Source organism: Actinacidiphila rubida (assembly GCF_900110255.1).
Taxonomy (GTDB): Bacteria; Actinomycetota; Actinomycetes; order Streptomycetales; family Streptomycetaceae; genus Actinacidiphila; species Actinacidiphila rubida.
Genome location: NZ_FODD01000008.1, coordinates 1 through 20388, shown reverse-complemented (window position 1 = coordinate 20388; position 20388 = coordinate 1). Strand labels below are relative to the sequence as shown.

Below are 20388 nucleotides of genomic sequence, written 5' to 3'. Positions count from 1 at the left end.
CGCCCCCCGCGGATGCCGGGACCGTATCCCGGCCGGTCCCTCGCCGCATCTGATGCCCTCGCCGTATCGCACCGGACCGCCGGCGCCCGGGTCAGCGGCGCGGGCCGAGGCTCGACGGTGGGGCGGCGGCTACTCCCAGCGGAAGAAGCGCCCTGCCGCGGCCAGCCCGAGGACCGCCCACACCGCGAGGATGCCGAGGTCGCCCCACGGCATGCCCGCGCCGTGCTGGAGCACGTCCCGCAGGCCGCCGGAGAGCGCGGAGATCGGCAGCAGGTCGAGCACCGCGCGGACGGGCCCGGAGAACTTGTCCATCGGCACGATCACGCCGCCGCCCACCAGGAGCAGCAGGAAGACGAGGTTGGCGGCGGCCAGCGTCGCCTCGGCCTTGAGCGTGCCCGCCATCAGCAGCCCCAGGCCGGAGAACGCGGCGGTGCCCAGCAGGAGCAGCAGCACCACCGCCAGCGGGTCGCCGTGCGGCGACCAGCCCAGCGCCAGCGCGATCAAGGTGAGCAGCACCACCTGAAGCGCCTCGGTGACCAGCACCGAGCAGGTCTTCGCGGCCATCAGCGCCCAGCGCGGCAGCGGCGACGCGCCCAGCCGCTTCAGTACGCCGTAGCGCCGCTCGAAGCCCGTCGCGATGGCCTGGCCGGTGAACGCGGTGGACAGCACGGCGAGCGCCAGGATGCCGGGGGCGAGGAAGTCCACCGACCTGCCCTTGCCGGTGTCCACGATGTCGACCGCGCTGAACAGCACCAGCAGCAGCGCCGGGATCACCACGGTCAGCAGCAGCTGCTCGCCGTTGCGCAGCAGCATCCGGGTCTCCAGCAGCGCCTGCGCCCGGATCATCCGCGGCAGCGGCGCCGCGCCCGGCCGCGGGGTGAACGCGCCCCGGGCGAAGGCCCGGTCCGTGGTCGCAGTGCTCATGCCCGCAGCTCCTTGCCGGTCAGTTCGAGGAAGACGTCCTCCAGGGTCCGGCGCTCCACCGCGAGGTGGTCCGGCATGACGCCGTGCTGGGCGCACCAGGAGGTGACGGTGGCCAGCAGCTGCGGGTCGATCCTGCCCTCGACGCGGTAGTTGCCGGGGGTCAGCTCGGCGGCCAGCGAGTCCTGGGGCAGCGCGTTGAGCAGGGACCCGACGTCCAGGCCGGGGCGGCCGGAGAAGCGCAGCGTGTTCTCGGCACCGCCGCGGCACAGCTCCTCCGGCGTGCCGGCGGCTATCGCCCGCCCGCCGTCGATGATCACCACGTCGTCGGCGAGCTGCTCGGCCTCGTCCATGAAGTGGGTGGTCAGCACGACGGTGACGCCGTCGCCGCGCAGCTCGCGCACCAGGTCCCAGGTGGCGTGCCGGGCCTGCGGGTCGAGGCCGGCGGTGGGTTCGTCGAGGAAGACCAGTTCCGGGCGGCCGACCACGGCCATGGCCAGCGCGAGGCGCTGCTGCTGGCCGCCGGACAGCCGGCGGTAGGGGGTGCGGCCGCACGCCTGCAGGCCGAGCCGTTCGATGAGCAGGCCCGGATCCACCGGGTCGGCGTACATCGTGGCGGTGTGCCGCAGCATCTCGGCGGCGTGCGCGCCCGGGTAGACGCCGCCGGACTGCAGCATCACGCCGATCCTGGGCCGCAGCTCGCCGCCCTGGGCCACCGGATCGAGGCCCAGCACGCGGACGGTGCCGCCGTCGGCGCGCCGGTAGCCCTCGCAGATTTCGACCGTGGTGGTCTTGCCCGCGCCGTTCGGGCCGAGCACCGCGGTGACCGAGCCGCGCGGCACCGCGAGGTCCAGGCCGTCGACCGCGGTCCTGGCGCCGTACCGCTTGACCAGTCCGGTCACCTGGACCGCGGGCTCGTATCGCATGCGGACGAGTCTAGGGAGCCGTCGCGGCCCGCTGGGCGGCAGGGCGGAATTAGGTGACCCTAAGTGATGCAGCACACCGTGTCGGCGAGTGGAGCCGCTTGCCCGCGTCTGGCGAATTACGCAACAATGGGCTTGTGAAAAACGTCGGTGGTGCCGCTCAGGGGGCGGCGGAGGAGCAGACGACCGGGGAGCGGCGCACCCGCAACCGGGTCGCCCGGTCCATCCTGGACCACGGGCCCTCCACGGCCGCCGACCTCGCCGAGCGCCTCGGCCTCACCCAGGCGGCGGTACGCCGTCACCTGGACGCCCTCGCCGCGGAGAACGTGGTGGAGGCCCGCGAGCAGCGCGTGTACGGCCACCGCGGCCGCGGCCGCCCGGCCAAGGTGTTCGCGCTGACCGACTGCGGCCGCGACTCCTTCGACCAGTCCTACGACCAGCTCGCGGCGGACGCGCTCCGCTGGATCGCCGAGTCGGCGGGCGGCGGCGAGGACGGGGAGGCCGCGGTCACCGCGTTCGCCCGCGCCCGCGTCGCCGCGCAGGCCGAGCGGTACCGCGCGATCGTGGACTCCGCCGCCCCCGAGGACCGTGCCAAGGCGCTGGCCCGCGCCCTGTCCGGGGACGGGTACGCTGCTACCGCGCGCAGCGCGAGTACCCCCGGCCCGGCCGGGGAGCAGCTCTGCCAGCACCACTGCCCGGTGGCGCACACCGCCGAGCAGTTCCCGCAGCTGTGCGAGGCGGAGGCCGAGGTCTTCTCCCGCCTGCTCGGGACGCACGTCCAGCGGCTGGCCACCATCGCCCACGGCGACGGGGTGTGCACCACGTTCATCCCCAGGACCGGCCCCGAGACCGCGACCAGAGCCGGCCCCACGGCCGGCACCGAATCCGGGACCGGTTCCGGACCGGGCACCGGCCGGGTCCCACGGCCCGGCGCGGCCGCCCCCGCGGCCGACCCTGAACCAGCAGCAGCACCAGCACCAGAACCTGAAACCGCCAGCACGTCCGGGAGGAACCCCGCATGACTGCTCCCACGGAGACCACTCACCCGGAGCTCGAGGGCATCGGCACCTACGAGTACGGCTGGGCCGACTCCGACGTCGCCGGGTCCGCCGCCAAGCGCGGTCTCTCCGAGGACGTCGTCCGCGACATCTCCGCGAAGAAGTCGGAACCGGACTGGATGCTGAAGCTGCGGCTCAAGGGCCTGCGGCTGTTCGGCAAGAAGCCGATGCCGACCTGGGGGTCCGACCTCACCGGCATCGACTTCGACAACATCAAGTACTTCGTCCGGTCCACCGAGAAGCAGGCCGAGTCCTGGGAGGACCTGCCGGAGGACATCAGGAACACCTACGACAAGCTCGGCATCCCCGAGGCGGAGAAGCAGCGCCTGGTCGCCGGTGTCGCCGCGCAGTACGAGTCCGAGGTCGTCTACCACCAGATCCGCGAGGACCTGGAGGAGCAGGGCGTCATCTTCCTGGACACCGACACCGCGCTCAAGGAGCACCCCGAGCTGTTCCAGGAGTACTTCGGCACCGTCATCCCGGCCGGCGACAACAAGTTCGCGTCGCTGAACACGGCGGTGTGGTCCGGCGGCTCCTTCATCTACGTGCCGAAGGGTGTGCACGTCGAGATCCCGCTGCAGGCCTACTTCCGGATCAACACCGAGAACATGGGCCAGTTCGAGCGGACGCTGATCATCGTCGACGAGGACGCCTACGTCCACTACGTCGAGGGCTGCACCGCGCCGATCTACAAGTCGGACTCGCTGCACTCCGCGGTCGTGGAGATCATCGTGAAGAAGGGCGGCCGCTGCCGCTACACGACGATCCAGAACTGGTCGAACAACGTCTACAACCTGGTCACCAAGCGCGCCGTGGCGTACGAGGGCGCGACCATGGAGTGGGTCGACGGCAACATCGGTTCCAAGGTCACCATGAAGTACCCGGCCGTGTACCTGATGGGCGAGCACGCCAAGGGCGAGACGCTGTCCATCGCGTTCGCCGGCGAGGGCCAGCACCAGGACGCCGGCGCCAAGATGGTGCACATGGCGCCCAACACGTCGTCGAACATCGTCTCCAAGTCGGTGGCGCGCGGCGGCGGCCGGACCTCCTACCGCGGCCTGATCGAGATCGGCGAGGGCGCGGCCGGATCGAAGTCCAACGTGCTGTGCGACGCGCTGCTGGTGGACACCATCTCGCGCTCGGACACCTACCCCTACGTGGACGTCCGCGAGGACGACGTGTCCATGGGCCACGAGGCGACCGTCTCCAAGGTCTCCGACGACCAGCTCTTCTACCTGATGAGCCGCGGCATGACCGAGTTCGAGGCCATGGCGATGATCGTGCGCGGCTTCGTCGAGCCGATCGCCAAGGAGCTCCCGATGGAGTACGCCCTGGAGCTCAACCGCCTGATCGAGCTGCAGATGGAAGGCGCGGTCGGCTAGCCGGCACCCGCCCCCTCACCTTCGACGTACACCCGGAAAGAGAGCAGTACGACACGCCATGGCTGAGAACACCCCTGCGGCGGGCAGCACCACCGACGGTGCCATCACGGTGGGGCGGCCGGCCGAGACGCCGGCCCAGCCCACCGATGCCCGGGTCAGCGCGGCCCCGTCCTACGACGTCGCCGACTTCCCCGTGCCGCACGGCCGCGAGGAGGAGTGGCGGTTCACGCCGCTGGAGCGGCTGCGCGGCCTGCACGACGGCACCGCCGAGGCCACCGGCGGCCTGCGCGTCGAGGTCACCGCGCCCGACGGCGTCACCGTCGAGACCGTGGACCGCACCGACCCGCGCATCGGCAAGGCCGGCAAGCCCGTCGACCGGGTCGTCGCCCAGGCGTTCAGCGCCTTCGAGAAGGCGTCGGTGATCACCGTTCCCAAGGACGCGGTGCTCACCGAGCCGGTGCGGATCGCCGTGCACGGCGAGGGCGGCGTCGTCTTCGGCCACCAGGTCGTGGAGCTGGGCGCGTTCGCCGAGGCCGTGGTCGTCATCGACCACACCGGCGACGCCACGCTCGCGGCCAACGTGGAGTTCCTCGTCGGCGACGGCGCCAAGCTCACCGTGGTCTCCGTGCAGGACTGGGACGACACCGCGGTGCACGTCGCCCAGCACACCGCGCTGATCGGCCGCGACGCCACGTTCAAGTCCGTGGTCGTCACCTTCGGCGGCGACGTGGTCCGGCTGCACCCGCGGGTGATCTACGGCGCGCCCGGCGGTGAGGCCGAGCTGTTCGGCCTGTACTTCACCGACCAGGGCCAGCACCAGGAGCACCGGCTCTTCATCGACCACGACACCCCGCACTGCCGGTCCAACGTCGCCTACAAGGGCGCGCTGCAGGGCCAGGACGCGCACGCGGTGTGGATCGGCGACGTGCTCATCCGGGCCGCCGCCGAGGGCACCGACACCTACGAGCTGAACCGCAACCTCGTGCTCACCGACGGGGCGCGGGTCGACTCGGTGCCGAACCTGGAGATCGAGACCGGCGAGATCGTCGGCGCCGGCCACGCCTCCGCGACCGGCCGCTTCGACGACGAGCAGCTGTTCTACCTGATGTCCCGCGGCATCGGTGCCGAAGAGGCCCGCCGCCTGGTGGTCCGCGGCTTCTTCGGCGAGCTCGTCCAGCAGATCGGCCTGGCCGACCTGGAGGAGCGCCTGATGGCGAGCATCGACGCCGAACTGGAGGCGTCGGTCGGATGACCAGCACGGAGCAGGGCGCACCGGTCGGCTTCGCCCGGGTCTGCGCGCTCAGCCAGCTCGAGGACGACACACCGCACCGGGTGGAGGTCGACGGCGTGCCCGTCTCCGTCGTCCGCACCGAGGGCGAGGTGTTCGCGATCAACGACATCTGCTCGCACGCCAACGTGTCGCTGTCCGAGGGCGAGGTGGAGGACTGCCAGATCGAGTGCTGGCTGCACGGCTCCAGCTTCGACCTGCGCACCGGCAAGCCGTCCGGGCTGCCCGCCACGCGGCCGGTCCCCGTTTACCCCGTCAAGATCATTGGGGACGACGTGCTCGTCTCCGTCACCCAGGAGTCCTGAGTCACCCATGGCCACGCTTGAAATTCGCGACCTGCACGTCACCGTCGAGGCCGACAACGCCACGAAGGAGATCCTCAAGGGCGTCGACCTGACCGTGAAGCAGGGCGAGACGCACGCCATCATGGGCCCGAACGGCTCAGGCAAGTCCACTCTCGCCTACTCGCTCGCCGGTCACCCCAAGTACACCGTCACCAGCGGCACCGTCACCCTCGACGGCGAGGACGTCCTCGCCATGACCGTCGACGAGCGTGCCCGGGCCGGCGTCTTCCTCGCCATGCAGTACCCGGTCGAGGTCCCCGGCGTCTCCGTCTCCAACTTCCTGCGCACCTCGGCCACCGCCATCCGCGGCGAGGCCCCCAAGCTGCGCACGTGGGTCAAGGAGGTCAAGGAGACGATGGAGCGGCTCCACATGGACCCCTCCTTCGCCGAGCGCAACGTCAACGAGGGCTTCTCCGGCGGTGAGAAGAAGCGCCACGAGATCCTCCAGCTCGAACTGCTCAAGCCGCAGGTCGCGATCCTCGACGAGACCGACTCCGGCCTCGACGTCGACGCCCTGCGCATCGTCTCCGAGGGCGTCAACCGGGTGCGCGAGACCGGCGAGACCGGCACCCTGCTGATCACCCACTACACGCGCATCCTGCGCTACATCAAGCCCGACTTCGTGCACGTCTTCGTGGGCGGCCGGGTCGCCGAGTCCGGCGGCGCCGAGCTGGCCGACAAGCTCGAGGAAGAGGGCTACGAGTCCTACGTGAAGGGTGGCGCTTCCGCGTGACAACCACCTCGTCCGCCGGCCTGGCGCTGCCCGGCCTCCTCGACACCGAGGCGATCCGCAAGGACTTCCCGGTGCTGGACCGCCTGGTCCACGGCGACCGCAAGCTCGTGTACCTGGACAACGCGGCGACCTCGCAGAAGCCGCGCCAGGTGCTCGACGTGCTCAGCGCGTACTACGAACGGCACAACGCCAACGTCCACCGTGGCGTGCACGTGCTCGCCGAGGAGGCCACCGCGCTCTACGAGGGCGCCCGCGACAAGGTCGCGGCGTTCATCAACGCGCCCAGCCGCGACGAGGTCATCTTCACCAAGAACGCCTCCGAGTCGCTGAACCTCGTGGCGAACATGCTCGGCTGGGCCGACGAGCCCTACCGGGTGGACCGCGACACCGAGATCGTCATCACGGAGATGGAGCACCACTCCAACATCGTGCCGTGGCAGCTGCTGTCGCAGCGCACCGGCGCGAAGCTGAAGTGGTTCGGCCTGACCGACGACGGCCGCCTCGACCTGTCGGACATCGAGCAGGTCATCACGGAGAAGACCAAGATCGTCTCCTTCGTGCTGGTCTCCAACATCCTGGGCACCGTCAACCCGGTCGAGGCGATCGTGCGCCGCGCCCAGGACGTCGGCGCGCTGGTGCTCATCGACGCCTCGCAGGCCGCCCCGCACATGGTGCTGGACGTGCAGGCGCTCGGCGCCGACTTCGTGGCCTTCACCGGCCACAAGATGCTCGGCCCGACGGGCATCGGCGTGCTGTGGGGCCGCCAGGAGCTGCTGGAGGACCTGCCGCCCTTCCTCGGCGGCGGCGAGATGATCGAGACCGTGTCGATGCACTCCTCCACCTACGCGCCCGCGCCGCACAAGTTCGAGGCCGGCACCCCGCCGATCGCGCAGGCCGTGGGCCTGGGCGCGGCCGTGGACTACCTGACCGCGATCGGCATGGAGAACATCGCCGCGCACGAGCACGCGATCACCGAGTACGCGGTGCGCCGGCTGCTGGAGGTGCCGACGCTGCAGATCGTCGGCCCCGCCACCGGCGAGGACCGCGGCGCGGCGATCTCCTTCACGCTCGGCGACATCCACCCGCACGACGTGGGCCAGGTGCTGGACGAGCAGGGCATCGCGGTGCGGGTCGGCCACCACTGCGCCCGCCCGGTGTGCCTGCGCTACGGAATTCCTGCGACCACGCGGGCGTCGTTCTATCTGTACTCCACCCCGGGCGAGGTCGACGCCCTGGTCGACGGGCTGGAGCAGGTCCGGAACTTCTTCGGTTGATGGCGGTGCTGCTGTGAAGCTCGACTCGATGTACCAGGACGTCATCCTGGACCACTACAAGCACCCGCACGGCCGCGGCCTGCGCGACGGCCAGGCCGAGGTGCACCACGTCAATCCGACCTGCGGCGACGAGATCACGCTGCGCGTGCGGATGGACGGCACCGTGATCGGCGACGTGTCGTACGAGGGCCAGGGCTGCTCCATCAGCCAGGCCAGCGCGTCGGTGCTGAACGAACTGCTGGTCGGCAAGGACGTGGGCGAAGCGCAGAAGATCCAGGAGACCTTCCTGGAGCTGATGCAGTCCAAGGGGCAGATCGAGCCGGACGACGCGATGGAGGAGGTGCTGGAGGACGCGGTGGCGTTCGCCGGCGTCTCCAAGTACCCGGCGCGCGTGAAGTGCGCGCTGCTGAGCTGGATGGCGTGGAAGGACGCGACCGCGCAGGCGCTGTCCGGCACGGCGGGAAAGTAAAGGAGACCGCATGAGCGAGAACACCGAGGTCGCCCTCAAGCCGGCCTCCGAGGAAGAGATCCGCGAGGCGCTGTACGACGTCGTCGACCCCGAGCTGGGCATCGACGTCGTCAACCTGGGCCTGATCTACGGGATCCACGTCGACGACGGCAACGTCGCCACCCTGGACATGACCCTGACCTCCGCCGCGTGCCCCCTCACGGACGTGATCGAGGAGCAGGCGAAGACCGCCACCGAGGGCATCGTCAACGACCTGAAGATCAACTGGGTCTGGATGCCGCCGTGGGGTCCCGACAAGATCACCGACGACGGCCGCGAGCAGCTGCGCGCCCTGGGCTTCAACGTCTGAGGCGTCCCTTCCGGCGCGGTGCCCCCGGGCGCCCGCCCGTCCGTTCTCCGAAGGCCGGTGGCCACCGCAGCACGCGGTGGCCACCGGCCTTTCGCGTGCGCGGCCGCCGGGGGCGCCGGGCGGCCGGAGGCTCCCGGGGCGCGGGCGTTGACGGCGGGCGCGAGACGTTGCGAAAGTTGTCGCAACTTCTGATTCCGACGAGAGAGGCGGCCGGAATGGCCCAGGGCGCGGACGGACGGCCGGCGGCGGCACGCGAGGACCTGCAGGACTACGTGCGCGAACTCGCCGAGCCCCTCGTGCCGTTCGCGGGGGAGAGCGGCGCCCGGATCCGCCTCGGCGTGAACATCGCCCACCACGACGACGCTGCCGCCGACCTGGAGGGCTACGCGCGCCCGCTGTGGGGGCTGGCGCCGCTCGGCGCGGGCGGCGGCGACTTCGCCCACTGGGACGTGTGGGCGCAGGGCCTGGCCGCCGGCACCGACCCCGCCCACCCGGACCACTGGGGCCGCCCCGGCCACCTCGACCAGCGCCTGGTCGAGACCGCCGCGATCGGCTTCGCCCTCGCGCTGGTCCCCGAGCGGCTGTGGGACCCGCTGAGCGGCGCGGAGCGCGACCGCGTCGCCGCATGGCTCACCGCCGCCCTCGACCGGACCCACGCCCCGAACAACTGGGACTTCTTCCCCGTCATGGTCAGCCTGGGCCTGGACCGGGTGGGCGTCGCCCACGACCGGGAGGCCCGGCACGCCCGCCTGGACCGGCTGGAGACCTACGCGCTCGCCGACGGCTGGTACTCCGACGGCGCCACCGAGCAGCGCGACTACTACATCCCCTGGGCCATGCACTTCTACGGCCTCGTCTACGCGGCGCTCGCCGGCGCCGAGGACCCGGCCCGCGCCGCCCGGTTCCGCGAGCGCGCCGCCGCGTTCGCCCTCGGCTTCCGGCACTGGTTCGCCGACGACGGTGCCGCCGTGCCGTTCGGCCGCAGCCTCACCTACCGCTTCGCGCAGGGCGCGTTCTGGGGCGGGCTGCCCTACGCGGGCGTCGGCGTCCTGCCGGCCGGCGAGGTCAAGGGCCAGCTGCTGCGGCACCTGAGGTGGTGGCGGGAGCGCACCGCGCAGACCTCGCCGCACGGCGTACTGACCATCGGCTACGGCTACCCGCAGCCCGGCGTCGCCGAGCAGTACAACGGGCCCGGGTCGCCGTACTGGGCGATGAAGGCGTTCCTGCCGCTGGCGCTGCCCGCCGGCGACCCGTTCTGGACCGCCGAGGAGCAGCCGCCGGCCGAGCTGCCCGCCACGCTCGTGCAGCCGCCCGCCGGCGCGGTGCTGATGCGCTCCGGCGGCGACGTCACGCTGCTCGGCGGCCGCCAGTCCAACGCCTGGGTGCGCGGCGGGTCCGCGAAGTACGCCAAGTTCGCCTACTCCACCCGCTTCGGCTTCAGCCTGCCCGCGGACGAACTCGGCCTGGTCCACGGCGCGTACGACTCGATGCTCGCGGTCAGCGACGACGAGGGCGAGCCGGTGCACTTCCGGGTGCGTGAACGCTGCGAGGACGCGGTGACCGAGGCCGACGGCACGGTGTGCGCCACCTGGCACCCCTGGCCGGACGTGGAGATCACCAGCTGGATCAGCGCGTCCGCGCCCTGGCACCTGCGCACCCACCGCATCCGCACCGGCCGGGCGCTGTACACCGCCGAGGGCGGCTTCGCCGTCGACCGCGACGGCGGCCCGGGGCCGCGCACCGAGGCCGAGGGCGCGGCGGTCGCGGTGTCGGCGGCCGGCGACCTGAGCGGGCTGCGCGACCTCGACGGCGGGCGCACCGGCACGGTGATCGAGTGCCTGCCCGGCACCAACGTCCTCGCCCGGCGCACCGTCCTGCCGACGCTCACCGGTTCCCTGCCGCCCGGCGAGCACTGGTTGCGCTGCGCGGTGCTCGGCGCCGGGCCCGCTCAGGCGGCCGCGTGGGAGCAGGAGCCGCCGGCGGCGCGCCACTGAGGGGGACAGGAGGAGAGCCCTGCGCGGTGAGAGCCCTGCGCGGGGGGGAGCCCGCGGCCGGACGCGCGGCGCGGGTGCGGCGGGTCAGGACGCCGCGTCCCGCACGGCCGTCAGGGCGGCCCCGACGCTCGCCGCGATGTCCGTGACCGGGTAGAGCGCGGCCCGGACCGTGCGGTCCGCGTCCAGGACGAGCGTCAGCCGCTTGAGGCGGACCGCGCCCCCGGTGCGGAAGACCGGCAGCCGCAGGGCCGCGCTCAGCGCCGCCCCGTCGTCGGAGAGCAGCGGGAAGCCGAGCCGTTCCTTGGCGGCGAACTCCGCCTGCTCGTCCGGGCGTTGTGTGCTCACGCCGACCACGGCGGCGCTCGCGGCGGTGAACTCGGCGAGCCGGTCGCGGAACGTGCAGGACTCCAGCGTGCAGCCCGGCGCCCCCGGGATGGCGGACCAGCCGGGCGGGTAGGACTCCGGTCGCGCGTAGGCGCCGGGGAAGCAGTACAGGACGGTGAACGGCTGCCGGTCGCTCACCGGGTCCACCAGGCCCGCGGCGCCGGGCAGCCGCAGCCCTGGCAGCCGCGTCCCCGTCAACTCCCGCACCCGCGCGGCCTCCTCGGAGCCGGGGCCGGCGGTCGCGGTGGTGGTGCCGTCGCCCAGCACCCAGCCGTCGCCCCAGTCCTGCAGGCCGACCAGCACCGGCAGCAGCGCGCGGCCGCGCGGGGTCAGCAGGTACTCGTGACGGACGGGGCGCTCCTGGTACGGCTCGCGGGTCAGCACGCCATCGGCCACCAGCGCCTTCAGCCGCTCGGCCAGCACCTTGCGGGAGACGCCGAGTTCGGCCCGGAGACCGTCGAACCGCCGTACCCCGCGGGCGATGTCGCGCACGATCAGCAGCGTCCAGGTGTCGCCGACGACGTCGAGCGCCGCCGCGATCGCGCAGTGCGGGTCGGCCCGCCCGCTCCCGTGTGTCATCTCGCCCCTCCCTCCCCGCCGTGCGGTTGACGATAACCGCCGGCGCCTGGGATTGTCAGTTCCGAAAGGGAACTGACTCGGCGGGGGTGGCGGGACATGCGAGCGGCGGGGGGACGGCAGGCCGGAACGGCCCGAACCGGCAAGGGCGTCGGGGGCCCGCACGAGAGGGCACCCCGGGCCGCGGCCCTGCGTGCGGTGCCGAAGGTGGTGTGGCTGCTCGCGGCCGGCTCCTTCGCGAACATGGTCGTCGCCTACACGTTCGTCTACCTGGTGCTCTACCTGACCGGGCCGCGCGGACTGCCCGTCGCCCAGGCCGGCCTGATCGCCGGACTCGGCGGCGCCGGACTGGTCGCGGGCAACTTCACCGGCGGCTGGTTCGGCGACCGGTACGGGCACCGGCGCACCCTGGTGGCCGCCGCGGCCGTCAGCGGGACCGGGCTGATGTGCCTGCCGCTGCTGCCGGTCGCCGGGCTGCTGCTGGTGCTGCCCGCCGCCCAGTACGCGGCCGGCGCGGTGCGCGCGTCGAACTCGGCGCTGGTCGCCGTCTCGGTGCCGGCGGGCGCGCGGCGCCAGGGCTACGCCGTGATGCGGTTCGCGTCCAACGCCGGCTTCACCCTGGGGCCGCCGCTCGGCGCGCTGCTCGCCGCGCACTTCTCCTACGGCTGGCTGTTCGTCGCCGACGGGGCCGGCACCCTCGCCTTCGCGGCGTACGCGTCCCGCATCCTGCCCGCCCGGGGCACGCGCCGCGCCGAGCCCGCCGGCCGGGGCGCGGGGCCCGCGGGCGCGGCGTCCCGCGCGCCGGGCCGGCTGGCGGCCGAACTGCGGGCCAGGCCCGCCGTGGCCGCACTGCTCGCCGCGCTCGTCGTCACCGACACGGTCTACCGCCAGCAGTACAGCACCCTTCCCGTCTACCTCACCGACCACGGGTTCTCCACCGCCTTCTACGGCGGGCTGCTCGCCGTCAACGGCGGGGTCATCCTCTGCCTGGAGATCCCGGTGACGCTCGCCCTGCGCCGGGCGCCGGGCCTGCGGATCATCACGGCGGGCCTCGCGCTGGTCGGCCTCGGCTACGCCGCGCTGCTGCCCGGCGCCACGGTCGGCACCGCCCTCGCGCTGATGCTGCTGCTGACCGCGGGCGAGATCCTCTACAAGACTCCCGCCACGGCCTACGTCGCCGACCACAGCCCGCCCGGAATGGAGGGCCGCTTCCAGAGCCTGTACGCGGGCGCGTCGGTGTCCGGCACCGTCCTGGCCCCGCCGCTGGGCGCCGCCCTCTACTCCGCCGCGCCCTCCGCCCTCTGGCCGACCTGCGCCGCCCTCGCCGCCGCCGCGGCCCTCGGCCTCCTGGCCGTCCACGCCCGCGGTGGTGCCGCAGCGGTGCCGGACACCGCGGACACGCCCGCCGGGCCGGTGCCGGCCCCGAGCACGGGGCCGGTCGCGGACCCGCGCCCCGGGCCGGACCCGGCGTCGGAGCGGACCGTGACCTGAACCGGCCGGGCCGGGCGGCCGGATACGGCCGACCAGGGAGGGAGTGGGGGAGGGCGGGGGATTGCGCAGGGTGAGCCCGTTGGGTGGGGGCGCGCCGCAGGCGTTAGCGTGCTGCCATGACTGAGAACCGCGCCCCCGGCGCCATCGGCGTCGGCCTGGCCACCGTCGCCGACGACGGCACCGTACTCGACACCTGGTACCCCGCCCCCGGGCTCTCGGACGAGCCGGGCCCCGCCGGGACCACGCGGCTCACCGCGGACGAGGCCGCGGTGGCCCTGGGCACGGTGGCTCCCCAGGCCCTCGGCCCCGACCCGCGACGCGGCGTGGAGGTCATCGCCGTCCGCACCGTCATCGCCTCGACGGACGACAAGCCGCTCGACACGCACGACGTGTACCTGCGGCTGCACCTGCTGAGCCACCGCCTGGTCCGGCCCAACACCCAGAACCTGGAAGGCGTCTTCGGCCTGCTGGCCAACGTCGCCTGGACCTCCATCGGCCCGGTGCCGGTGGCACGGCTGGAGCAGGCCCGGCTGGCCGCCCGCGCCGAGGGACTGCACCTGTCGGTCAACGGCGTCGACAAGTTCCCCCGCATGACCGACTACGTCGCCCCCGCGGGCGTCCGCATCGCCGACGCCGACCGGGTCCGCCTCGGCGCCCACCTGGCCACCGGCACCACCGTGATGCACGAGGGCTTCTGCAACTTCAACGCCGGCACGCTCGGCACCTCCATGATCGAGGGCCGCATCTCCCAGGGCGTCGTCATCGGCGACGGCTCCGACGTCGGCGGCGGCGCGTCCATCATGGGCACCCTGTCCGGCGGCGGCACCCAGATCGTCTCGGTCGGCGAGCGCTGCCTGCTCGGCGCCGAGTCGGGCCTGGGCATCGCGCTCGGCGACGACTGCGTGGTGGAGGCCGGCCTCTACGTGACGGCCGGCACCCGCGTCACGCTGCCCGACGGCAACATCGTCAAGGCCGTCGAGCTGTCCGGCGCCGACAACCTGCTCTTCCGCCGCAACTCCACCACCGGCACCGTCGAGGTGCTGCAGCGCAGCGGCTCCTGGGGCGGCCTCAACGCCGTGCTCCACAGCCACAACTGAGCCGTCACGGCGGCCCCGGCCGCGCCCGTCAGCCGTAGAGCCGGCTGCCGTAGCCGGGGCCGTAGTAGACCTCCAGCTCTTCCACGGACTGGCCCTTGCGCTCCTGGCCCGCGGCCATGCGCGCACGCGACGGGGCCGCGTCCGGACGCCAGGTGTCCGGCTTCCACAGGGCGCTGCGCAGGAACGACTTGGAGCAGTGCGAGAACACCTCGTCGACCTCCACCAGCAGCGCCAGCTGCGGGCGGTGGCCCTTGACGGCCATCCGGTCGAAGAAGTCGGCGTCGCGCAGCAGCCGGGCCCGGCCGTTGACACGCAGGGTGTCGCCGCGGCCGGGGACGAGGAAGATCAGGCCCACGTGCGGGTTCGCGAGGATGTTGCGGAAGCCGTCCGCCCGCCGGTTGCCGGGCCGTTCCGGGATCGCCAGCGTCCGGTCGTCCAGTACCAGGGCGATCCCCGCGGGGTCCCCCTTCGGCGACACGTCGCACGCGCCCGCGCCGTCCGACGTGGCCACCAGGCAGAACGGCGCCGCCGCGAGCCACTCCCGGTCCAGCGCGTCCAGCGTGTGCCGGACCTTGCCCGCGTCGCGCGGATGGGGCTCGCCGATCAGCTCGCGGAGCTCCGCCTCGCTGGTGATCTCCTGCACCGCGGGTACCGCCCTTCGCGCCTGCGGGGCCGTCCCGAGTCGGTCCCCGACCGGAACCCACACACTACCGTGGGGGTTTCCGCCCGCGGCCGTCGAACTGCCGCCCGCGGAGCGACCGTCCGTGTCCTGCGCAGAAGGGGAGCATCGCGTGAGTGAACCCGTGAACCCGCCGGCGACCAGCGAGAACGCCGCGACCACCGGCACGACCGCGACCACCATCGAGAGCGCCGACGCCGCCGCCGACGCCGCCAGGACCGACCCGCTCGTCCGGCTCACCGTCGACCAGCTGCGGCAGCGCAGCAGCATGAAATGGCGGACCCACCCCGCCGACGTCCTCCCGCTGTGGGTGGCCGAGATGGACGTGCCGCTGGCGCCCGCCGTGGCGGAGACCCTGCACCGGGTCGCCGACCTCGGCGACACCGGCTACCCCCACGGCACCGCGTACGCCGAGGCGCTGGCCGCGTTCGCCGCCGAGCGCTGGGGGTGGGACGGTCTGCGCGTGGAGCACACCGCGATCGTGCCCGACGTGATGCTCGGCATCGTCGAGGTGCTGCGGCTGCTCACCGGCCCCGGCGACGCCGTCGTGGTCAGCCCGCCGGTCTACCCGCCGTTCTACGCGTTCGTCGCGCACAGCGGCCGCGAGGTCGTCGAGGCGCCGCTGGGCCCCGGCCTGCGCCTGGACCCCGCAGCGCTGGAGGACGCGTTCGCCCGGGCCCGGCGCGGCGGCCGCCGCGCCGCGTTCCTGATGAGCAACCCGCACAATCCGACGGGCGTCGTCCACACCCGGGCCGAGCTCGAAGCGGTCGCCGCCCTCGCCCGACGGCACGGCGTCCGGGTCGTCTCCGACGAGATCCACGCGCCCCTGGTCCTGACCGGCGCCCGCTTCACGCCGTTCCTCGGCGTCCCGGGCGCCGAGAACGCCTTCGCGCTCACCTCCGCGTCCAAAGCGTGGAACCTCGCCGGGCTCAAGGCGGCGCTCGCCCTCGCCGGCCCCGAGGCGGCCGACGACCTCGCCCGGATGCCGGAGGAGGTCGGCCACGGCCCCAGCCACGTCGGCATCCTCGCCCACACCGCGGCGCTCCGCGACGGCACGGACTGGCTCGACGACCTGCTGCGCGGCCTGGACGCCAACCGCGCGCTGCTCGGCGCGCTCGTCGAACGGCACCTTCCCGGTATCGGCTACGTCCCGCCGCAGGGCACCTACCTCGCCTGGCTGGACTGCACCGCGCTCGGCCTGCACGACGAGGACGACGGCAGCGCCGCTCCCGGGGAGCTGGGCGTCGTCAGCGACCTCGCGGGCCCGGCCGCGATGTTCCTCGACGAGGCGCGCGTCGCGCTCAGCTCGGGACACGTCTTCGGCACCGGCGGCGCCGACTGCGTCCGGCTCAACTTCGCGACGTCGCCCGGCATCCTGCGCGAGGCCCTGGCCCGGATGGGACGCGCCCTCGCCGGCCACCGCCCGCCGCGGGACCGCTGACGCGTGCGTCCGGGGAGCCGTGGGCCACCTGGCGCACAGCTCTCGCGGACGCCCGCCGCGGCGGGTTACCGTACGCGGGACCGCGAGCCGCGGCACCACGGGGCGCACACCGCAGGGAACCGGCTGGGCGCGGCAGGCCGCCGCCCACGAGGTGGGAGGAGCGGGGACGTGACAGCTCAGTCAGCCCGGTCAGCACGGCCGGCGGGGCCCGTGGCGGACACCCGGCACGGCCGGGTGCGCGGCACCGAAGGCCCGCACGGGACCGCGGTGTTCCGCGGAATCCCCTACGCCGCGCCGCCGTTCGGACCGCTGCGGTTCGCCGCTCCGCGGCCGCCCGCGCCGTGGGACGGGGTGCGCGAGGCCGTCGCGTTCGGGCCGACGGCGCCCAAGGGCGGCTACGCGCCGCCGTTCGACGCCCTGCTGCCCGACCCGGTGATCCCCGGCGAGGACTGCCTGAACCTCAACGTCTGGACGCCCGCCCTCGACGGCCGGGCGCCGGTGATGGTGTGGCTGCACGGCGGCGCGTTCCTCAACGGCTCCGGTGCCGTGCCGAGTTACGACGGCACCGCGTTCGCCCGCGACGGCGTCGTCTGCGTCAGCGTCAACTACCGCCTCGGCACCGATGGTTACCTCGCCCTGGACGGCGCCCCCGACAACCGCGGCGTGCTGGACCAGATCGCCGCGCTCGCGTGGGTACGCGACAACATCGCGGCCTTCGGCGGCGATCCGGACCGCGTCACCGTCTTCGGCGAGTCCGCGGGCGCGATGAGCATCGCCTTCCTGCTCGCCGCGCCCGCCGCCCGCGGCCTGTTCCACCGGGCGATCCTGCAGAGCGGCGCGCACGGCCTGACGGTGCGGCCCGGCACCGCGCGCCGGATCGCCGCCCACTTCGCCGCCGGCCTGGGGATCGAGCCGACGGCGGAGGCGTTCGCCGCGGTGCCGCTGGACCGCCTCGGGCCCGCGCAGACCGCGCTGCGCGCCGAAGCCGGAGCGCGCCCCGACCCCGCGTTGTGGGGCGAGGCGGCGCGGACCATGATCCCGTTCGCGCCCGTCGCGGACGACCCCGCCGCCCTGCAGGCCGCCACCGACCCCGGCGTCCCGCTGCTGGTCGGCAGCACCACCGAGGAGTACCGGCTGTTCACCGTGCCCACCGGCGCGATCGGCCTGGTCGGCGCGGACCGGCTGCGGCAGGCCGCCGCCGGCTACGGACTCGACCCGGACGCCGCCCTGAAGGTCTACGCCGCCGGGCGTCCCGACGCGACCCCCGGCGACCTGCTGTCGGCGATCCTCACCGACTGGTTCTTCCGCATCCCCGCGCTGCGCCTGGCCGAAGCGGCCCGGCAGGCCCACGTCTACGAGTTCGGCTGGAGCTCGTCCGCCTACGACGGCAGGCTGGGCGCCTGCCACGGCAGCGAGATCCCGTTCGTCTTCGACACGCTCGGCGACGGCGTCGGCGGACTGCTCGGCCCCGTCCCCGCGCCGCAGGCCCTCGCCGACGGCATGCACGCCGCGTGGGTCGCGTTCGCCACCACCGGCGACCCCGGCTGGCCCGCGTACACGCCGCGACAGCGCGCGGTCCAGCACTTCGGCGCCCCCGACCCGGCGGCCCCCCGTCTGCTCCAGGACCCGCGTGCGGCGGAGCGTGAGCTGTGGGACGGGGTCCGCTGATTCCCGGGTGACCGGGGGCGGCCCGCGTGCGGCGCGGTGCCGGTCGTCCCGCGTCCCGGCGCCCCGACCTGGCGGTCCCGCGCCTGCTCCAGGACCCGCGTCCGGCGGACCGCGGGCCGGGGGACGGGGTCCGCCGGACCGGGGCCGGGCGGGGCTGCCGGGTTCGCCGGGGCGTTGCGTGGGGGCCGCGCGGCCTGGTGACGACCGGAATACGGCGGCCGGCCGCGTTCCGTACGTGCGGACGCGACCGGCCGGACCCGTCAAGGCAATAGTCTGGGAATCACGCGTACGCCCCGCACCTCCCGCGGGCGCATACGCCGGCCCCGCCGGGCGCCCGCCCGCCGTCGCGCCCGCAGTCCCCAGAAGAACGCCGAATGGGAGCCCGTCCGATGTCCGCAAGTCCTCTCGTCCTGCCGCCCGTACGGCTGCTTCCCGCGGACGACCTGGCGCAACTGGCGCTGGCCGTGCCGCTGCTGGACCGGGCGCTGCGGCTGGCCCGGTGGGCCGCGCCGCACCGCGACGTCGACGCCATGGGGGAGCTGCTCGACGGCGACCTGGCGCTGGCCGCCGCCGAGTTGGGGCTGGCCGCGGAGGAGGGCACGGACGAGGCGGAGGAGGGGTTCGCCCACACCGCACAGGCCTGGGGCGTCGCCGTCGACACCGGCCTGGTGTCCCTGGAGATCGACGAGGAGGCCGCCGAGGCCACCGCGCCCGGTGAGACGGCGGGCCGTGCCGTCCCCGGCGAGGCGCTGGAGCGGATCGCCAAGGGCGACCCGCACGAGATCCTCGACCTCTGGCTGACCGCCGCCGAGTCGGCCCTCGCCGAGGCCGCCTCGCCGGACTACGAGGCGCTTCGCGAGGTCATGGACGACGGCGAGCAGCTCCTGCTCGACGAGCTCGACTGGGACCCCGAGGAGGAGGCGGAGTTCCTCGACACCGCGCTCGCCAACCTCTACGCGCTGATGGCGATGGACACCGCGGACAGCGGGCAGCCCGAGGGCGCCGCCGTGCCGCTGCCGGTGCTCGCCGCGTCCCTCGTCGTCCCCGACGAGATGGAGCAGCCCAGCGACGCGGTCCTCGAAGAGGTCACCGAGGTCATGATGCGGCTCGACGACCACTTCCGGCTGCTCGCCCCGACCGGACTGCTGGACTACCAGCCCGTCGACGAGGCGCTCATCGAGGACGACGGTGACGGCGACGCCGTCGGTGCCGCGGACGGCGCCGACGAGCTCGACGACGAGGAGATCTCCCGCTACGGCATGGTCCGCCTCACGCCGCTGGGCGTGCACGGCATGCGCGAGCGGCTCAGCGACTCCGGCGCGCTGGCGCCGGCCCTCGGCGACCTGACCGGGCGGCCCGCCGCCGAACTGCTCGCCGTGCTCGCCGGCTACCCCGACCACGCGGCCCGCGCGGAAGCGGAGCTGTGGCTCGCGGGCCGCGACGACGCGGACGCGGCGCGCGACCTGCTGGCCGCCGGGCGCGGAGACGACGAGGACGCGCCGCGGCGCCGCCTGATGGGCCAGCAGGCCCTGGCCCTGCTCGGCCCCGCGGCCGAGCCGGAGATCCGGGCCGTCCTGGACGACCGCGAGCTCGGCGGACTCGCCCGGGTCTGGCTCACCGAGCGCGGCGCCCCCGACGTGCCCGCGCCCGACGCGGACATGGTCTTCTGGCTGACCATCGACACGGTGGCGGCGCAGCTCGCCGCGGACGACGACGTCGAGCTCGTCCGTGAGCTGGTCCGCGATCTCGTGGCCCGCCACGAGGGGTTCTTCGACGCGGCGTGGCGCGTCGACCACCCCGCCACCGCGGAGGTCCTCGAAGCGATGGGGCGGCTCCACCCGGATCGCGGCGTCGCGAAGGACGCGCGGAAGTCCGCGTTCAAGGCCCGCTCGCGCGCGGGCCATCCTTCCTGACCCCCACTCACCTCGGGCCTTCCGCCCGCACCCTCCAACGGGCTGCCCCGCGCTGCGCGCTGCCGTCTGCCGGTCTCGTCGTGGCTTGTCGCGCCAACGGGGTGCCCCCGGGGCTTGCTCCGGCCTGTGCCGCGCCGTCGTGGTTGCTCGCGCAGTTCCCCGCGCCCCTGCGGCTTCCGGGGTGCCCCCGGGGCGCCGTGCCCGTCTGCTGCGCCGTCGTGGCTGGTCGCGCAGTTCCCCGCGCCCCTGGCGGTGCAGGTTCGTGGGTGGGGTCAGGGGCCACTCCGGGAGTGTCTCCTCGACCTTTGCATGGCGGCTTCTTCCAGATCCTTGCCCGGGGCCTTGCAAAGCTCTGCGGGGACACACCCGGATCGTCCCCCTCCGGCCCGTCCCCGTCTGCGGGA

At 74.0% G+C, this 20388-nt stretch carries 18 protein-coding genes; 14 read left to right on the top strand and 4 right to left on the bottom strand.

The features are described 5' to 3' along the window. Positions 1 to 129: 129 nt before the first annotated feature. Both BMW99_RS09890 and BMW99_RS09885 read right to left on the bottom strand, forming a co-directional pair. Positions 130 to 924, bottom strand: coding sequence for an ABC transporter permease (locus BMW99_RS09890; RefSeq protein WP_075016642.1), 795 nt, complete (start codon positions 922 to 924; stop codon positions 130 to 132). After that, a complete protein-coding gene (locus BMW99_RS09885) occupies positions 921 to 1847 on the bottom strand; it encodes an ABC transporter ATP-binding protein (protein WP_069461907.1) in 927 nt (308 codons plus the stop codon). Before BMW99_RS09885 ends, BMW99_RS09890 begins: the two co-directional genes overlap by 4 nt. Positions 1848 to 1981: 134 nt before the next feature. Here BMW99_RS09885 and BMW99_RS09880 point away from each other — a divergent pair, with 134 nt between their 5' ends. The 9 genes from BMW99_RS09880 to BMW99_RS09840 all read left to right on the top strand — a co-directional run bounded on the left by BMW99_RS09880 (position 1982) and on the right by BMW99_RS09840 (position 10735). Beyond that, the gene (locus tag BMW99_RS09880; RefSeq protein WP_075016641.1) at positions 1982 to 2866 is read left to right on the top strand and encodes a helix-turn-helix transcriptional regulator; all 885 of its coding nucleotides are present in this window, start codon (positions 1982 to 1984) and stop codon (positions 2864 to 2866) included. Continuing rightward, positions 2863 to 4284, top strand: coding sequence for a Fe-S cluster assembly protein SufB (gene sufB / locus BMW99_RS09875; protein ID WP_069461906.1), 1422 nt, complete (start codon positions 2863 to 2865; stop codon positions 4282 to 4284). Before BMW99_RS09880 ends, sufB begins: the two co-directional genes overlap by 4 nt. A gap of 58 nt (positions 4285 to 4342) precedes the next feature. After that, positions 4343 to 5536, top strand: a complete 1194-nt coding sequence (sufD, locus tag BMW99_RS09870) for a Fe-S cluster assembly protein SufD (RefSeq protein ID WP_069461905.1) — start codon at positions 4343 to 4345, stop codon at positions 5534 to 5536. After that, positions 5533 to 5877, top strand: coding sequence for a non-heme iron oxygenase ferredoxin subunit (locus BMW99_RS09865; RefSeq protein WP_069461904.1), 345 nt, complete (start codon positions 5533 to 5535; stop codon positions 5875 to 5877). The genes sufD and BMW99_RS09865 overlap by 4 nt, the downstream gene beginning before the upstream one ends. A gap of 7 nt (positions 5878 to 5884) precedes the next feature. Then, the gene (gene sufC / locus BMW99_RS09860) at positions 5885 to 6649 is read left to right on the top strand and encodes a Fe-S cluster assembly ATPase SufC (RefSeq protein ID WP_075016640.1); all 765 of its coding nucleotides are present in this window, start codon (positions 5885 to 5887) and stop codon (positions 6647 to 6649) included. A 20-nt stretch (positions 6650 to 6669) separates the two neighbouring features. Next, complete coding sequence (locus tag BMW99_RS09855) at positions 6670 to 7923, top strand: cysteine desulfurase (RefSeq protein WP_069465317.1); 1254 nt, start codon at positions 6670 to 6672, stop codon at positions 7921 to 7923. 13 nt (positions 7924 to 7936) lie between these two features. Then, positions 7937 to 8392, top strand: a complete 456-nt coding sequence (gene sufU / locus BMW99_RS09850; RefSeq protein WP_069465316.1) for a Fe-S cluster assembly sulfur transfer protein SufU — start codon at positions 7937 to 7939, stop codon at positions 8390 to 8392. 10 nt (positions 8393 to 8402) lie between these two features. Continuing rightward, complete coding sequence (locus tag BMW99_RS09845; RefSeq protein ID WP_069465315.1) at positions 8403 to 8741, top strand: metal-sulfur cluster assembly factor; 339 nt, start codon at positions 8403 to 8405, stop codon at positions 8739 to 8741. Between the two features lie 215 nt (positions 8742 to 8956). Beyond that, a complete protein-coding gene (locus BMW99_RS09840) occupies positions 8957 to 10735 on the top strand; it encodes a DUF2264 domain-containing protein (protein ID WP_075016639.1) in 1779 nt (592 codons plus the stop codon). Between the two features lie 84 nt (positions 10736 to 10819). On the opposite strand, the gene BMW99_RS09835 is transcribed toward BMW99_RS09840, so the two are convergent. Then, positions 10820 to 11698, bottom strand: a complete 879-nt coding sequence (locus BMW99_RS09835; RefSeq protein WP_075016638.1) for a winged helix-turn-helix transcriptional regulator — start codon at positions 11696 to 11698, stop codon at positions 10820 to 10822. A 195-nt stretch (positions 11699 to 11893) separates the two neighbouring features. Here BMW99_RS09835 and BMW99_RS09830 point away from each other — a divergent pair, with 195 nt between their 5' ends. Then, a complete protein-coding gene (locus tag BMW99_RS09830) occupies positions 11894 to 13186 on the top strand; it encodes an MFS transporter (RefSeq protein WP_075016637.1) in 1293 nt (430 codons plus the stop codon). A gap of 116 nt (positions 13187 to 13302) precedes the next feature. Then, positions 13303 to 14283, top strand: coding sequence for a 2,3,4,5-tetrahydropyridine-2,6-dicarboxylate N-succinyltransferase (dapD, locus tag BMW99_RS09825; RefSeq protein ID WP_075016636.1), 981 nt, complete (start codon positions 13303 to 13305; stop codon positions 14281 to 14283). A 28-nt stretch (positions 14284 to 14311) separates the two neighbouring features. On the opposite strand, the gene BMW99_RS09820 is transcribed toward dapD, so the two are convergent. Further along, complete coding sequence (locus BMW99_RS09820) at positions 14312 to 14926, bottom strand: pyridoxamine 5'-phosphate oxidase family protein (RefSeq protein ID WP_069465565.1); 615 nt, start codon at positions 14924 to 14926, stop codon at positions 14312 to 14314. Between the two features lie 217 nt (positions 14927 to 15143). Here BMW99_RS09820 and BMW99_RS09815 point away from each other — a divergent pair, with 217 nt between their 5' ends. From BMW99_RS09815 to BMW99_RS09805, 3 genes are all read left to right on the top strand, one after another. Beyond that, complete coding sequence (locus BMW99_RS09815; protein WP_075016697.1) at positions 15144 to 16403, top strand: MalY/PatB family protein; 1260 nt, start codon at positions 15144 to 15146, stop codon at positions 16401 to 16403. Positions 16404 to 16571: 168 nt separating this feature from the next. Continuing rightward, positions 16572 to 18071, top strand: a complete 1500-nt coding sequence (locus tag BMW99_RS09810) for a carboxylesterase/lipase family protein (protein ID WP_245791330.1) — start codon at positions 16572 to 16574, stop codon at positions 18069 to 18071. A 389-nt stretch (positions 18072 to 18460) separates the two neighbouring features. Beyond that, positions 18461 to 19984: a hypothetical protein gene (locus BMW99_RS09805; protein ID WP_075016634.1), complete on the top strand. Its 1524-nt coding sequence runs from the start codon at positions 18461 to 18463 to the stop codon at positions 19982 to 19984. The last annotated feature ends 404 nt before the right edge of the window (positions 19985 to 20388 follow it).